The organism is Pleomorphochaeta caudata (genome assembly GCF_055395745.1).
On sequence record NZ_AP042458.1, the window covers coordinates 444,642 to 459,087 of the forward strand.

At 28.3% G+C, this 14,446-nt stretch carries 14 protein-coding genes; 8 read left to right on the top strand and 6 right to left on the bottom strand.

Annotation, left to right across the window (positions count from 1 at the left end):
* Positions 1-15: 15 nt before the first annotated feature.
* The 5 genes from ACZ5RS_RS02075 to ACZ5RS_RS02095 all read right to left on the bottom strand — a co-directional run bounded on the left by ACZ5RS_RS02075 (position 16) and on the right by ACZ5RS_RS02095 (position 4,279).
* Positions 16-1,371 carry a sodium/glutamate symporter gene (locus ACZ5RS_RS02075; RefSeq protein WP_464637218.1) on the bottom strand — a complete coding sequence of 452 codons (1,356 nt, stop codon included), beginning with the start codon at positions 1,369-1,371 and terminating at the stop codon, positions 16-18.
* Positions 1,364-2,539 carry a lysophospholipid acyltransferase family protein gene (locus ACZ5RS_RS02080; protein WP_464637219.1) on the bottom strand — a complete coding sequence of 392 codons (1,176 nt, stop codon included), beginning with the start codon at positions 2,537-2,539 and terminating at the stop codon, positions 1,364-1,366. The genes ACZ5RS_RS02075 and ACZ5RS_RS02080 overlap by 8 nt, the downstream gene beginning before the upstream one ends.
* A gap of 101 nt (positions 2,540-2,640) precedes the next feature.
* The gene (locus tag ACZ5RS_RS02085; RefSeq protein WP_464638925.1) at positions 2,641-2,829 is read right to left on the bottom strand and encodes a methylated-DNA--[protein]-cysteine S-methyltransferase; all 189 of its coding nucleotides are present in this window, start codon (positions 2,827-2,829) and stop codon (positions 2,641-2,643) included.
* Positions 2,830-2,841: 12 nt separating this feature from the next.
* Positions 2,842-3,114, bottom strand: coding sequence for a methylated-DNA--[protein]-cysteine S-methyltransferase (locus ACZ5RS_RS02090; protein WP_464637220.1), 273 nt, complete (start codon positions 3,112-3,114; stop codon positions 2,842-2,844).
* A 13-nt stretch (positions 3,115-3,127) separates the two neighbouring features.
* A complete protein-coding gene (locus tag ACZ5RS_RS02095; protein WP_464637221.1) occupies positions 3,128-4,279 on the bottom strand; it encodes an aminotransferase class V-fold PLP-dependent enzyme in 1,152 nt (383 codons plus the stop codon).
* Positions 4,280-4,378: 99 nt separating this feature from the next.
* On the opposite strand from ACZ5RS_RS02095, the gene yedE reads away from it, so the two are divergent.
* From yedE to ACZ5RS_RS02135, 8 genes are all read left to right on the top strand, one after another.
* Positions 4,379-5,425 (top strand): YedE family putative selenium transporter, encoded by a 1,047-nt coding sequence (yedE, locus tag ACZ5RS_RS02100; RefSeq protein ID WP_464637222.1) that lies wholly within the window; start codon positions 4,379-4,381, stop codon positions 5,423-5,425.
* A gap of 10 nt (positions 5,426-5,435) precedes the next feature.
* Positions 5,436-5,654: a sulfurtransferase TusA family protein gene (locus tag ACZ5RS_RS02105; RefSeq protein WP_464637223.1), complete on the top strand. Its 219-nt coding sequence runs from the start codon at positions 5,436-5,438 to the stop codon at positions 5,652-5,654.
* On the top strand, positions 5,654-5,887 hold the full coding sequence (locus tag ACZ5RS_RS02110) for a putative Se/S carrier protein (RefSeq protein ID WP_464637224.1): 234 nt from the start codon (positions 5,654-5,656) through the stop codon (positions 5,885-5,887). The genes ACZ5RS_RS02105 and ACZ5RS_RS02110 overlap by 1 nt, the downstream gene beginning before the upstream one ends.
* A complete protein-coding gene (selD, locus tag ACZ5RS_RS02115; protein WP_464637225.1) occupies positions 5,874-6,896 on the top strand; it encodes a selenide, water dikinase SelD in 1,023 nt (340 codons plus the stop codon). The genes ACZ5RS_RS02110 and selD overlap by 14 nt, the downstream gene beginning before the upstream one ends.
* A 114-nt stretch (positions 6,897-7,010) precedes the next feature.
* Positions 7,011-8,015, top strand: coding sequence for a 3-dehydro-L-gulonate 2-dehydrogenase (yiaK, locus tag ACZ5RS_RS02120; protein WP_464637226.1), 1,005 nt, complete (start codon positions 7,011-7,013; stop codon positions 8,013-8,015).
* Between the two features lie 2 nt (positions 8,016-8,017).
* Positions 8,018-9,004: a LacI family DNA-binding transcriptional regulator gene (locus tag ACZ5RS_RS02125; RefSeq protein WP_464637227.1), complete on the top strand. Its 987-nt coding sequence runs from the start codon at positions 8,018-8,020 to the stop codon at positions 9,002-9,004.
* Positions 9,005-9,020: 16 nt separating this feature from the next.
* Complete coding sequence (gene msrA, locus ACZ5RS_RS02130) at positions 9,021-9,515, top strand: peptide-methionine (S)-S-oxide reductase MsrA (RefSeq protein ID WP_464637228.1); 495 nt, start codon at positions 9,021-9,023, stop codon at positions 9,513-9,515.
* A 128-nt stretch (positions 9,516-9,643) separates the two neighbouring features.
* A complete protein-coding gene (locus ACZ5RS_RS02135; protein WP_464637229.1) occupies positions 9,644-12,871 on the top strand; it encodes an ATP-binding protein in 3,228 nt (1,075 codons plus the stop codon).
* Positions 12,872-12,888: 17 nt separating this feature from the next.
* Here ACZ5RS_RS02135 and citF read toward each other — a convergent pair whose 3' ends face one another.
* On the bottom strand, positions 12,889-14,445 hold the full coding sequence (gene citF, locus ACZ5RS_RS02140; protein ID WP_464637230.1) for a citrate lyase subunit alpha: 1,557 nt from the start codon (positions 14,443-14,445) through the stop codon (positions 12,889-12,891).
* Between the last annotated feature and the right edge of the window lies 1 nt (position 14,446).

Here is a 14,446-nt window from a genome sequence, read left to right on the forward strand (position 1 = left end):
TTGATAAAAAATATTTTAATTTATTTTTCTTAAGGCCAATTTTTTCTTTCTAAAGAATAGATAAATTAATGCAGCCACTAAGTAAACAAAGGCTACAGCCAAAGCAATATAAAAATATAACATATTTCCAGTTGTAGCAGCCATTGCTGGTAAATTAGCACATAAAATTAAAGGGATCATTATTGGAAAAACAATTGCAGATGCATACATATAATCAGTAGCAACACTAGAATCCATATTAGGTTCTACTATTCTTAACAAGGCTAGGCCTGTAGGAAGAGTTCCTGTAGCACAACCAAATAGCACTAAAGTACGTTTAAACCAATTATCAGAAAAAACAGATCTACAATATCTTGTTAATAGTTTTGCTGCAATAAATACACCAAGAGCAATCATTAAAATAATTTCAAAGATATAATTACTAATTGCTGTTAATGAAATAGCACCAAGAGATGATGCAATAGTTAAATCAATACTTAAACCACTAATTCTATTACACATAGCAGTTTCAATAGAAGGTCCGATACCAACTTTATTAATATACTTTCTAACAACAATAGCTATTAAAGAAGAGAAAATAAAATTTAATCCCCATAAACTATCTCCAAATTGAACACCTAATGGACCTAAGAAAGCCAACAAATATGTAATAAAGGTTAGAACTAATAAACTAATCAAATAAGTAGCTAGAACTATAGCAACATGATAAGAAAGTGAATCTAAATTAAAATACTCAATCAAGCCATCATGTTTTTTTACTTCAGTTGTTTCAGATTCTTTTGGATTAGAAATATACCCTTTTAATATTCCCCAGTTAACTAAAATAACACCACCAATTGCACCGACTAAGAAACCAGCCGCTGCAATTGTTAAAGCAACAGAAGTAGCTCCTTCAAATCCCATTTGAATCCAAGAGTGAGAAATAGAATATGCCTGTCCTGGTCCTAATTCAAAACCTAAAGGTAATAAGAACCCAAAAGCAGGAAATAAATTTGGAGAAATAGTTACCATAAGAATAAGGGTTAATAATAGACCTAAAAAGGTTTGGTAACCATACTGACTTACAGTTGAAAAAACATTTGCAAAAATATTACTAGTTGTTTTATTTTCAAAATCACCGTCTTTAGTTCTTAACATCATAGCAATGAAAGAAATATTTAACATATGATAAACTAAATTACCCAAGAATTCTTGCGTCAAACCAAATTGTGGAGCCAAAAAATTATAAAATAATAATAGGAAAAATCCAGCAATAATTGGTGCAGGAATTAAAAATCTACTTAAAATAGATATCTTATGGCGAATAAATGCTCCTATAATTAGGGCTACAGAGATTACTCCTAAATTAACCATTATTTCATACTCAAGCATTATTAAGGACCTCCCATTTTTGGAAATATTTATAAGAATTTAATTTTGGTTGTAACCGGAAACTAAATAAATGATTATCATAATAGAATTCTATTGATTGTTTAACTGATAAAACCATACTCTCAATTTTATCAATCTCAAAGATATATTCTTGATTATCAGATAAACTAAATATGATATTATTCTTATCCAATAAACAAGTAAAATTAGTTGAAATCATTTCAAAATGGCTATTATCTACACCTTTTCTAAAGAAATCACCTTGATCTTTTTTATAAGTTAATTGATGTTCTTCAATATATTCTTTTTGGAATTCATTCCAATCAGGTAAAGTTTTATAACCAAAATTACCTTCTTTAAAGTTAGTATATTCAGTTAATAAATCCTCTGTATGACAATGGCTACAAATTACTTTGTTTCTTCTTCCATAAATGGTTTGAACACTATTACATTTAGGGCAAATATATAAAAGCCTTTGAATTCCATGCGCATTTTTTTTACCAACATATGCTAATTGAGCTTTATCTTGCCATTCTTGTTGATTAAAATATAAGTTTTCTTTTGTAATTTGAATTAATTGTTCAAGAGAAGAATTTTTTAATTCTTCAGCAGTCAAAACTTTCTTCAATTTTATAATAAGAAGTCCACGTCTCTTATAATCAGCCCATCTAGGGTGCAAATCATAAGCACCTTCAAATGATAAAAAATATACAGGAACTTTAAAAATCCTTAAGAGTTTAGCAGTAGCCTCATTATTAATATTTAGACTATTGCCATCCCAAGTTCGAGTTCCTTCTGGAAATAATCCAACAATAGAACCATCTTTTAAAGCTTTATTTATTCTACGAATCGTAGTTAAATCACTTCTACCCTGTTGCTTTGGAATACAAGTTGCTAAATTTCCAATAACAAAATTTGTAAATTTATTTTTGAATAAATACGCACCAGCGACCCATCGAACATGGGGCCTCATACTTGCATATGCAAATATTGGATCTAGAGAATGACTATGGTTTCCTACAATTATTGCAGGTCCTTCAATTTTATCTAAAACTCCATTATCTTCTTTTATTATCTTTACTCTAGGATTTAGATAAAAAAATTTATAAAGAGGTTTTGCTATAAATCGTAAAAATATGTGTTTCTTTCCTGACATCTGTAATATCATAAAATAGAAATAATAATTTTAAAACAATTATTTTAAAAATTAGCAAAAAAAAAATATATATTACTCAAAAGGGAAAAAACTGAGACATAATAACAAGTGAATTAATTTAAAAAATTAGAATTTTCTAATTCTAAAAGCCTTTTTTTAAACTCAAGCCCATAAGCATAACCACCTAATTTAGAATTACAAGCTACAACTCTGTGACAAGGAATTATTATAGGAATCGGATTTTTATGATTTGCTGAACCAACAGCTCTATAGGCTTTTGGATGATTTGTAGCAATAGCAATATCCTTATAGGTTCATACCTCCCCATAAGGAATATTAATTAAAGCTTTATAAACTTGTTGTTCAAATTCAGTAAAATTATCAAATTTTAATGGAATAGTAAATTTTGTTCTTTTACCATCAAAGTATTCTCTTAGTTGCTTAATAACGTTATCACTAAAAGAAGTAGTTTCAAAAGAATACTTTAAATTATCAGAAAAACTAACTGATAATAAATAATTATCATCAAATCCAATAACTACATTACCAAACTTGGTGCTATAAAATGCATATTTTATTTTGTCCATTTTCCCTCAAAATTTAGGAGGCACACTCCTTAACAACTTCTTTTACCATTTCAATAGTATATTCTATTTCATCTCTTTTTGTAAAAGAACTTGGACTCAATCTAATAGTGCCATTTGGATAAGTACCCATAGCTTTATGAGCTAAAGGAGCACAATGCAAACCAACCCTAAGTTCAATCTTACGATCATTTAACTTCATAGCAATAATTGAAGGATCTTGATTTTTAACATTAAAGGATATAGCACTACTTCTTTTATCAATATCAAAACTACCATAAACAATAACATCATTTATGGATGCAAGTCCATCAACTAATTGAGCAATTCTCTTTTTATAATCTTTTTTCAGTTGCGTTTCATTTTCATAGAAATACTTTAATGCAGCATTTAATCCTGCAACACCAATCATGTTTTGTGTACCTGCTTCAAAGTGATCAGGTAAGAAATTAGGCATTGTTAATAAAGCACTTTTTGAACCGGTACCACCTGAAATTAAAGGAGTAAGCCCTAACAAAAACTCATTACTATTAGATGTAAACCCACCAATACCCATTGGGCCAGATAATCCTTTATGTGCAGTAAATGCTATAGCTGTTATACCATCAATATCTAAATCTACCATAGGAGTACTTTGAGCTGAATCAACAAAAAGCATAATCTTATTTTCACTACAAAAGGCTTTCGCATCATCAATAGGTTGTACCATGCCAAATACATTTGATGCTAAATTAAATATTAAAGCTTTTGTATTTTTTCTAATTAATTTCTTTGCATTAGAAAAATCAGAAAAACCATCTTTTGTATTCTCTAGTATGCTGTACTCAATTTTATTTGTCTCTAAAGCTCTCACTACAGAATTATGTTCAAAAGGAGAAATTATAACATGGTCATCCTTACTCAAGGATCCATAAATCAATTGATTTAAAGAATGAGTAATACCACTAGTGAATATAACATTCTTAAAATCATTCACATTATAAAGTTTTTTGACTAACTCTCTAGTTTCAATTTGTAAAAATGAAGCATCTAAAGCACAGTCATAAACTCCTCTTGCCGGATTACTACAACAATGAGTTAAATAGTCACTTATTGCATCAATTACAATTTGTGGCTTTGGATAACTTGTTGCGGAATTATCTAAATAAATTTGATGTTTTTTATACATATATAAATAATATCATCAATTTTTGAAAAAATCCATTGCTTTTTTTAAAATATAATGGTTATAATTCCATTATATAAATATTTATCAAATGGAGTTGAAATGAAAAAAGAAAATTCAAAAATTATTTTAACTGGTGCTATTATTGGTGTAGCTGCTGTTATACTAGTTATGTTAGGAAATCCTAAAAACATGGGATTCTGTATTGCTTGTTTTATTAGAGATATTACAGGTAGTTTAAAATTGCATAGTGTAGAAAAACTTCAATATGCAAGACCTGAAATCTTTGCAATTATTTTAGGCTCATTCATTGTATCAAAAATCAAAGGAGAATACAAAACTACTGGTGGTTCTTCACCTGTATTAAGATTTGTATTAGGTGTTTTTATAATGATTGGTGCTTTAGTATTCCTAGGTTGTCCATTAAGAATGGTATTAAGACTAGGTGGTGGAGATGGTAAAGCAATCTTTGCATTAATTGGATTCATCGGTGGTATCTATGTTGGTTCTAAATTCTTAGGTCAAGGATTCTCTCTTGGAAGAACTTATAAAATTGAAAGATACGGTAGCTATAGTTTTATCGCTGCAATTATCTTTATTACAATTTTAACAGCTTTTGGTTTAATTGGTAGACCTGATCTTGAAGCACATGCTCCTTTCATTGCAAGTTTTGCTTTTGCAATTGTTGTAGGTATCATGGCTCAAAGAACTCGTTTCTGCATGGTTGGTGGATACAGAGATATCTTCCTATTTAAAGATTTTAAATTATTCTGGGGCTCTCTTTCTTTATTCGTAGTAGTATTAATTGGAAATATTATCACAGGAAACTTTACTTTCTCTATTACTTTTGATAACGCAATTTGGTACTTCTTAGCAATGGCTTTAGTAGGTTTTGCTGCTGCTCTAGCTGGTGGTTGTCCTTTAAGACAATTAATCTTAGCTGGTGAAGGTAACACAGATAGTATTATTACAATTTTAGGTATGGTTTTTGGTGCTGCTATTTCTCATAACTTTGCATATGCATCATCTCCAACTACTGTTAACCCTAACGGAAAAATTGCTGTTATAGTTGGTTTAGTTGTAGTAACAATTATTGCTGTAACTATTACAAAACAAAAGAAAGAAGAATTAAAAAAATTAGGACTATAAGGAGAAAATTATGGAAACAAAAGTAATTGATGCAAGAGGACAAAGTTGTCCAATTCCAATTGTTTTAACAAAAAAAGCAATTGATGCAAAACCTGAAAAACTTGAAGTTATTGTTGATAACGTAGCTGCAAAAGAAAACGTTACTAGATTTGCCACTACTATGGGATATAATGTTGAGCTTAAAGATATTGATAATGGTGAAACTAAATTATTTCTTGAGAAAAAATAATGAATAATTTTGTTTTAACTTTTAACACACAACTAGATGCAATTATTACAAAGAGATTTTGTGAAAAAACAAATATTAATTGCAAATTAGCCCCTGTTCCAAGATGTTTATCTTCCTCATGTGGGACTTGTGCGTTTGTCAAAACAGAAAATATCGATTTACTTTCATCACTAGAAATAGAAGATATTTATTTTGATGAAAATGGAGAATATATCAAATATGAAAGAAGTTAGATTAACCTCAATGGTAAAAACTAGTGGTTGTGCTGCAAAGTTGCCACCAAAAAAATTAGAAGAAATATTAAAAACTCTTCCTAGTTTTAAATCTCCTCAACTTCTAGAAGATTTTAGTGGAAATGAAGATGCACTTGCCTATGATTTAGGCGATGGTAGAATTATGGTTCAAAGTGTAGACTTCTTTCCACCAATGATTGATGATCCATATACATTTGGCCAAGTTGCTGCTGCAAATGCAATCTCAGATATTTATGCTATGGGCTGCGAACCTAGCATCGCTTTAAATTTGCTTTGTTTTCCTTCCTGTTTAGAGGATGATGTTATGAGACAAATCCTTAAAGGTGGATTAGACAAAGCAATTGAAGCAAATTGTATTATTGCAGGTGGTCACACAATTAGTGACGCAACACCAAAGTATGGACTTTGTGTTACAGGTTTTGGTACTAGAGAGCACCTTTGGAAAAATCATGGTGCAAAACTTGGTGATGTACTTGTATTAACAAAGAAAATTGGTGTGGGTGTTATTAACACTGCAACTAAAGCACAAATGGTGGATGATGAATTAAAAGAAGCCGCAATCAAGTCAATGACAACCTTAAACAAGGCAGCTAAACAAGCAGCTATCAAATATGATATCTCTTGTGCTACCGATGTTACAGGATTCTCATTAATTGGTCACTCTATTGAAATGGTTGGAAAGGAAAACTATTCTATAATTATTGATTCAAACAAAGTTCCTTTGTTTGACGGAGTTTTAGATTTAGCTAGACTTGGATTACTTGCTGAAGGTATGTATAACAACAGAGATTTCAGTGATAAAAAAGTCACTTATAAAAATGACATCCCAACTGAAATAGTTGATTTATTGCACGATCCTCAAACTTCTGGAGGTTTACTATTATCTCTCAACAAAGAGGACGCAAATAAATTAGTTAATGATTTAAATGATGCCTGGATTATTGGAGAAGTTGTAGAAAAACAAGAAACTCCTTTAGTTATTATTTAAAATTATTATTTAGTGATTATAAACCAGTTCAATTTATTTGGGCTGGTTTTTTATTGACAAATGACAATTATAATTTAATAATGTTAGCAATCGATTGCAAAAAAGGAGCCCAATATGAGAATTCCAGAAAAAGAAATGTTTGAAGTCTTTAATAAGATATTATTATCTAGAGGTTATGATAAAGATAGAGCAAAAGAATCAGCTACAAATTTCGTAAACAACAGTTTAGATGGCATGTACTCTCATGGTGTTAATAGATTCTCACGTGTGATTGAATATATTGATAAAGGATATATCAAAGTTGATAATATAGAATTTGTAGAACAAAAACTTGGAGCTCTAGAAATAATCAACGGAAATCTTGCAATGGGGAATCTTGTAGCAACACATTCAATGGATAGAGCAATAAAATTAGCTAATGAAAATGGAATTGGAGCAGTAGCTATTAAAAACACAAATCATTGGATGAGAGGTGGTGCATATGGTTGGCAAGCTGCAAATGCAGGATGTGCAAGTATTTGTTGGACAAATACAATAGCAAATATGCCAGCTTGGGGTGGCCTTGAAGCTGTTATTGGAAATAATCCTTTAGTACTATCACTACCAAGAGAAAATGGAAAACATGTTGTTGTTGATATGGCAATGTCCCAATTTTCATACGGAAAAATTGAACAAGTATCTCTTGAAAAAGGACAATTACCTGTTTATGGAGGCTATGATAGTAATGGTAATTTAACAAAAGATCCAAGCGAGATTGAAAAAACTCAAAGACCAATACCTGTTGGATATTGGAAAGGGTCTGCTTTATCAATAACTTTAGATCTTTTTGCTTCGTTAATTGCTGGAGGATTATCAGCAATCAAAGTAAAAGATCAATGTGAAAGTGAATATTCAATATGTCAAATTATGATTGCAATCGATACCAAAAAATTACAAAATCAAGAAGTTTCAAATGCTATGATTGAAGAGACTATAAACCTTATTAAGAACTCTCAGAAAATAGATGAAACAGGTGAAATAAGATACCCTGGAGAAAGAGAATATAAAACAAGAATTGAAAATAAAAAATTAGGAATCCCTGTAAACGATTCAATTTGGAATAAAATTCTAGGTCTATAATTATGACTATTTATGATATTGCAAAAGAAGCTGGAGTTTCTGCTAGTACTGTATCAAGAGTAATAAACAATAAATCAGGAATAAAGGCTTCAACTAAAAGAAAAGTTGAAAAATTAATAACTAAATATGATTTTAAGCTAAATGAAAATGCCAAAAGCCTAATAACAAAAGAATCAAAATTAGTTGCAATCTTTGTATCTGATATTCGCCTAGAACATCATAATACAATCTCCTATGAAATATCTAAAAAGCTATTAGAGAAGGAATATCTTTCAGTTGTAATAAATATTGCTAATGATTTCTCTCAAATAAACACGGCTATAAATATTCTTCGCCAAAGACAAATAGCTGGAATAATTTTTATCGGCTCAATTTTTGAAACACCATTAATAAAAGAAATAATAACTAAATATTTTATTTCAGTTCCAATAATTATGACAAATGGATATTTTGATCTTCCAAATGTTTATAGTGTTAAAATAGATGATTATAATGGTTCAAAGGATGGAGTAAATTTCTTATATTCAAAACAATATAAAAAAATTGCATTCATTGGTAACCTAAACACAAAGAGTAATAAAGAAAAAGTCAAAGGCTACATTGATGGTCTATCATATAATAAAAAACAAACTACCCCATTAATCATAGATACTTATAATAACAATAATTCCTTTTTTGAAATTGATAAAATGTTTGAAGAAAACCTTGATATTGATGCTATTATGTTTAGTGATGATTTTACCATGTTCAAATATATTTACTATTTAATGAAATTTAAAAAAGATATTCCAAATGAATTAGGACTTATGGGATATAATGATGATTTAATTGCTACCTTAAATAAACCAAAATTTACTACTATAAATAACAAAATCAATGATATAGTAAATACAACAGTTGATACTTTCTTAAGTGTTATAAACAATCAAGAGAGAGCAAAAAGAGTTGTTCTATTAACAGAAATAATAGAAAGAGAAACAACTAAATAATAAAGTAGGAGGCAACATGAAAAAAGTTTATTTAGCAGGTGGATGCTTTTGGGGAACTCAACATTTCTTCTCCTTAATTGATGGAATATTAGAAACAAAATCAGGATATGCAAATGGAACAAAAGAAAATCCAACATACGAAGAAGTCTGTTCAAATGACTTTGAATTTGCTGAAACAGTAGAGATTCAATACGATGAAAAAGTTATTTCATTAGAAAGAATTCTTCAAAAATTCTTTTTAACAATTGATCCAACTTCTAAAAATAGACAAGGTGGAGATATTGGACTTCAATATAGAACAGGAATATATTATTTAGATGAACAGACTGAAAAAATAGCAAAAGAAGAATTAAGTAAATTACAAACAAAAGTAGAAAAACCAATCCAAATAGAATTATTAGAACTAAAAAACTTTTACCCAGCAGAAGAATATCATCAAGAATATTTATATAAAAATCCACATGGATATTGTCATATACCACTTGATATATTAAGAAAAGCAAATGAATAAAATTTTATTACTATACTAATTAAGTTTTTTCCTTTATTTAATAAATTTTTAATGTATAATATTCATATAGGCTAATTAATTTAAATTAATTATTATTCTGTAACAGAAAATATAAATTTAGGAACGCAATGAAGAAAAGATTACTTATTACTATATTAATTACTCTTTTAACCAATTCTTTATTATGCTCAAATGATTTATCAAAATCTATATCCCCTATTCAAAATCAAACAATTATTGTAGCAAGTGTAGAAAATACCGGCTTTATAGAAAAACACTCATCAACTACTTATGCAGGGTATTTAGTTAATTATTTAAATACTGTTGGAGAAATATATAATTTAAACTTCCAATATATCTTAGTTGAAAATAATGAAGAATGTTTAGATCTGGTAAAAAAAGGATTAGCGGATATTAGTTGTTTCCAATATAAAAGTGAAAATTTAGAAAAAGATTTTGATTTTTCTTATATTCCTACAATTACCTTAAGAACTAATCTATATACAATTGGAGATAATGATTCTTATTATTATGAAGATTTTGAAAATTTTAATTCAATAAAAATTGGTGTAAGAAAGGACTTACCTTCAAAATCAAATTTAATTAAATATTCTGAAAATAATAATTTTACAATGAATCTAATTTATTTTAATTCAGAAAAAGATTTATATAATGCCTTAATATCAAAAGAAGTAGATGCTATTGCAACTGATTATTTAATTTTCACAGAAAACCCTTTAAAACAAATTGGATCAATAAGTTATGCCCCAGCTTATATAATTACTAGAAAAGGCAATCCTTTAATGGATAAATTAAATTCATCAATTAATGAAATATCAAAATATAATTCAGATATTTTTGATTTTCTTTACGATAAACATTTAGAACATGAAACATCTTTTATAGCCTACACCAAAGAAGAAGCTGAATACATACAAAATAGTAAAACATTAAAAGTAGGACTACAACCCAATTCATATGTAAATGCTCATTATGAAAACCAAGAAAAAGAATTTTCTGGCATAATTATTGATTATTTAAAAGAAATTGAAGAAAAATCAAACTTAAAATTTGAGTTTATGATCTTACCTAATAATATGTCTCCACAAAGAGCTCTAAGCACAAATTATTGTGATTTAGTACCTGAATTATCACGAAATGATATTACAATTAATGACAAATCAATCTTTGCTTCAAAAAATTATTTAAAAATGAAGCAATTAATTGCTATAAAAAATGATAATCCTGTTAATATTGATGAAATAAAAATTGTTTCTTGCCCAGAAAATTATCAAGGATTAATCTATTTTATAAAAACAGAATTTCCTGATTGGGAAATTGTTGAAACAAAAGCAGATAATATACTAAATCCATTATTAGCTGGTATAGTAGATGCCGCAATAGGAAATGAATATGAATTAAGATATTTAATGCAAAATCCCAAATATGCAGATATCGTTTTAACTGAATCTTTTTTAACTGATATTCTCTTTTCAATTGGGATGAAAAGCAATCAAAATCCTTATTTGTTATCTGTAATCAATAAAACAATTTCAAATATTCCTCAAACAACTGTTGAATCAATCAAACTAAAAGGTGTACTAAAAAATTATGAGTATACTTTTTTTGATTCATATTACGTAAACAGTAATTTATTTAATTTCATTGTTTTTCTATTAATATCAATAATTATTAGCCTAGTATTATTTGTTCTTTACCAAAAAGTAACAAATAAAAAAATAAAAAAGAATGAAACGGCTCTAAGTATTAGTAATGAGAAATTTGAAAAAGCAAATAAGGCAAAAACTGAATTCCTTGCTTCAATGTCACACGATTTAAGAACTCCAATGAATGCAATAATTGGGCTCACTGAAATTTCTAAAAACTCATTATCAAATTCTGAACAAATTGAAGATTATATTAATAAGATAGATATTTCTTCAAAATACTTACTTAGTTTAATCAATGATATTCTTGATATTTCAGCAATTGAAGATGGAAAATTAAAAATTTACAATGACCCATTTTCCTTAAAAGAATTGATTCATGAATTAGCAAGTATGTATGATGTAAAAGGTCAACAAACAGATATTAATTTTTTAATACACATGGAAAATATTTTTAACGAATATTTAATCGGTGATTATTATAGAATAAAACAAATTTTAACAAATCTTTTAAGTAATGCATTTAAATTTACACCAAAAGAGGGCACAATTGAGCTAACAATAAATGAAACCATACTTAACGATGATAAACTAAATGTTAATATTGCAGTCAAAGATACAGGAATAGGTATCCCAAAAGAAGATCAAATAGATATTTTCGAGAAATTTGTACAATCTAATAAAGAAACAGCTAACAAACAAGGAGGAAGTGGTTTAGGACTCTCAATTGTTAACAATTTAATTAAATTAATGAATGGTTCAATTTCATTAGAAAGAGAAGAAGGCAAAGGTTCAACTTTCTCAATTAACATTCCTTTACATATAAATAAAAAAATTCTTAATACGAAAACAGAAAACAAATCTATTAATGTAAAAATATTAATATTAGATAGTGACTTAGCTAATTGTTTATATATTTGTGAAGTTTTAAAAACTTATAATATTGCTTGTGAATATGCATTAAATTTTAATGAAAGTACAGAATTAATACAAAAAGCAAATTTAACAAAACAAAAATTCAACTTACTAATAATTGATAAAAACCAATTAGATTATCACAAAGATTTCTTCTCAACTGAAATAGCTCAATATTTTATGGAAAAAGGAAATAATTTAATTGTATCCGGTTATGATATTTCTTATTTAAAGAAAATTCACAAATCAAAAAAAATTAATTTTTATCTACAAAAACCTATTTTTCCATCCTCAATTGATTTTATTATTAATAATTTATCGAATCTTAATTTAGCACAACATGAAATTGAAACAGTAAAGATAAATAAGCTTACGGGATTAAGAGTTCTACTATGCGAAGATAATCAAATCAATCAACTTGTAGGTAAAAAACTTCTCGAAAACTTTGGCTGTAAAGTTACCTTAGCGTCAAATGGATTAATTGCTTATGAAACATTTATGCTTGATAAAGGACAAAGTTTTGATGTAATACTAATGGATATAAGAATGCCAGAATTAAATGGGTTTGAAGCAACAGAAAAAATTAGAAACTCTAATACATTAAAAGGTAGACTTATTCCAATTTATGCAATGACTGCAAACGTAATGAAAGAAGATATAGAAAAAAGCCATGAAGTAGGCATGAATGGGCATATCGGAAAACCAATTGATACAATGAAATTGTATAATATTCTAAAAGAAATATGGATAGAAAAAAATAGAGCTACTTTTTAGTAACTCTATTAATTAATTTATTCATCATCATCACTAATATCTTTTACTTGATATATCAAATCAATTATTGATCCATCTCTATAAGTTACTATTCCAACTACTTTGTCAGTATATTCTATTTCTTTTCCAGCACCTACTAAATTAAGAGCTTTATCTCTTAAATTTTCAATTGTAGTTAAAGGAAGATTAGTCTTAGACAATCTTTCTAATAAATCAGGTCTATTTGGATTAACAGCAACTCCTTGATCAGTTACTACAATATCTACAGATTTCCCTGGAGTTACTATTGTATTAACTTTATCTACAACACTAGCAATTCTTCCTCTAGTTAATGGACAAACAATAATTGATACCGAAGCTCCTGCAGCAGTATCTTGATGCCCACCAATTGCACCTCTAATTGTACCATCAGAGCCGGTTAATACATTTACGTTAAAATTAACATCTACTTCTAAAGCTGATAGAATAACTACATCTAATTGATTTACTGCGGACCCAGGATTATAAGGACTTGCATAATAATAAGCTGATATTTGTTGATGAAATCTATTATCTTTTAAACTTTTAGCAGCCTCTAAATCAAAGGATTGAACATCTAATATTTTTTTAATTAAGCCTTCTTCATGTAATTTTACTATAATTCCAGTAATTCCGCCCAAAGCAAAATCTGCACGAATATTCTTTCTTATCATTTTTTCCTTAAGAAATCTTGCCGTCGCTAAAGATGCTCCTCCACTACCCATTTGCAATGAGAAACCATCTTTAAAAACACCACTAGCTTCAATTACTTCAGCTGTAGTTTCTGCAATAAGTAATTCTTTTGGATTTTTAGTAAATCTTGTTGCTCCACTCATTATCCCTTCAGGATTTCCAATAGCATCAATTTTTACAACATAATCAACATCACTTTGGAATACACCAGCTGGAAGATTAGGGAAAGGAACTAAGTTATCAGTTAAAATAATTACACAATTAGCATATTGTGCATCGGTTTTTGCATAACCTAAAGAACCACAAATAATTCCATTATCATGATCTCTTGAATAACCATTTGCATTACCAAAAGAATCACAGGAAGGGGCTCCTAAAAAAGCTACATCTATTTTAATGTCTCCATTTTTTATTGCATAAGCACGGCCACCGTGAGATCTAAATACAACTGGAATATCTAAAAGACCTTTAGAAACAGCCTGAGCTAAATCCCCTCTCATACCACTTGTTTCTATTCTAGTTATTACACCATTTTTAACATGCTCAATCAAAGGAGAATGAACTGATAAAAGTGAAGATGCTGCCAAAGTTAAGTTTTTTATCCCTTTTTCTGCTATAACATCTAATACTTTATTTAATATATAATCTCCTTCTCTGAAATGGTGATGGAATGAAATTGTCATACCATCTTTTAATTGGGATTTTTCAATTGCTTCCTCTATACTAAACAACACTTTTGATTCACATTCTTCTCTTTCTTTACAAGATTTTCTATCTTTATAAACATTATCACTAGTAAAAAGTGGATGTGAATCAGCTAACTTTCCAAATTTAGGTAGATTGTTTTTATCAATATTTTTCATC

Coding starts and splice junctions, on each gene's coding strand:
- citF (WP_464637230.1), bottom strand. CDS start 14,445: ATGAAAAATATTGATAAAAACAATCTACCTAAATTTGGAAAGTTAGCT.
- ACZ5RS_RS02135 (WP_464637229.1), top strand. CDS start 9,644: ATGAAGAAAAGATTACTTATTACTATATTAATTACTCTTTTAACCAAT.
- yedE (WP_464637222.1), top strand. CDS start 4,379: ATGAAAAAAGAAAATTCAAAAATTATTTTAACTGGTGCTATTATTGGT.
- msrA (WP_464637228.1), top strand. CDS start 9,021: ATGAAAAAAGTTTATTTAGCAGGTGGATGCTTTTGGGGAACTCAACAT.
- ACZ5RS_RS02095 (WP_464637221.1), bottom strand. CDS start 4,279: ATGTATAAAAAACATCAAATTTATTTAGATAATTCCGCAACAAGTTAT.
- yiaK (WP_464637226.1), top strand. CDS start 7,011: ATGAGAATTCCAGAAAAAGAAATGTTTGAAGTCTTTAATAAGATATTA.
- selD (WP_464637225.1), top strand. CDS start 5,874: ATGAAAGAAGTTAGATTAACCTCAATGGTAAAAACTAGTGGTTGTGCT.
- ACZ5RS_RS02110 (WP_464637224.1), top strand. CDS start 5,654: ATGAATAATTTTGTTTTAACTTTTAACACACAACTAGATGCAATTATT.
- ACZ5RS_RS02090 (WP_464637220.1), bottom strand. CDS start 3,114: ATGGACAAAATAAAATATGCATTTTATAGCACCAAGTTTGGTAATGTA.
- ACZ5RS_RS02080 (WP_464637219.1), bottom strand. CDS start 2,539: ATGATATTACAGATGTCAGGAAAGAAACACATATTTTTACGATTTATA.
- ACZ5RS_RS02125 (WP_464637227.1), top strand. CDS start 8,018: ATGACTATTTATGATATTGCAAAAGAAGCTGGAGTTTCTGCTAGTACT.
- ACZ5RS_RS02075 (WP_464637218.1), bottom strand. CDS start 1,371: ATGCTTGAGTATGAAATAATGGTTAATTTAGGAGTAATCTCTGTAGCC.
- ACZ5RS_RS02105 (WP_464637223.1), top strand. CDS start 5,436: ATGGAAACAAAAGTAATTGATGCAAGAGGACAAAGTTGTCCAATTCCA.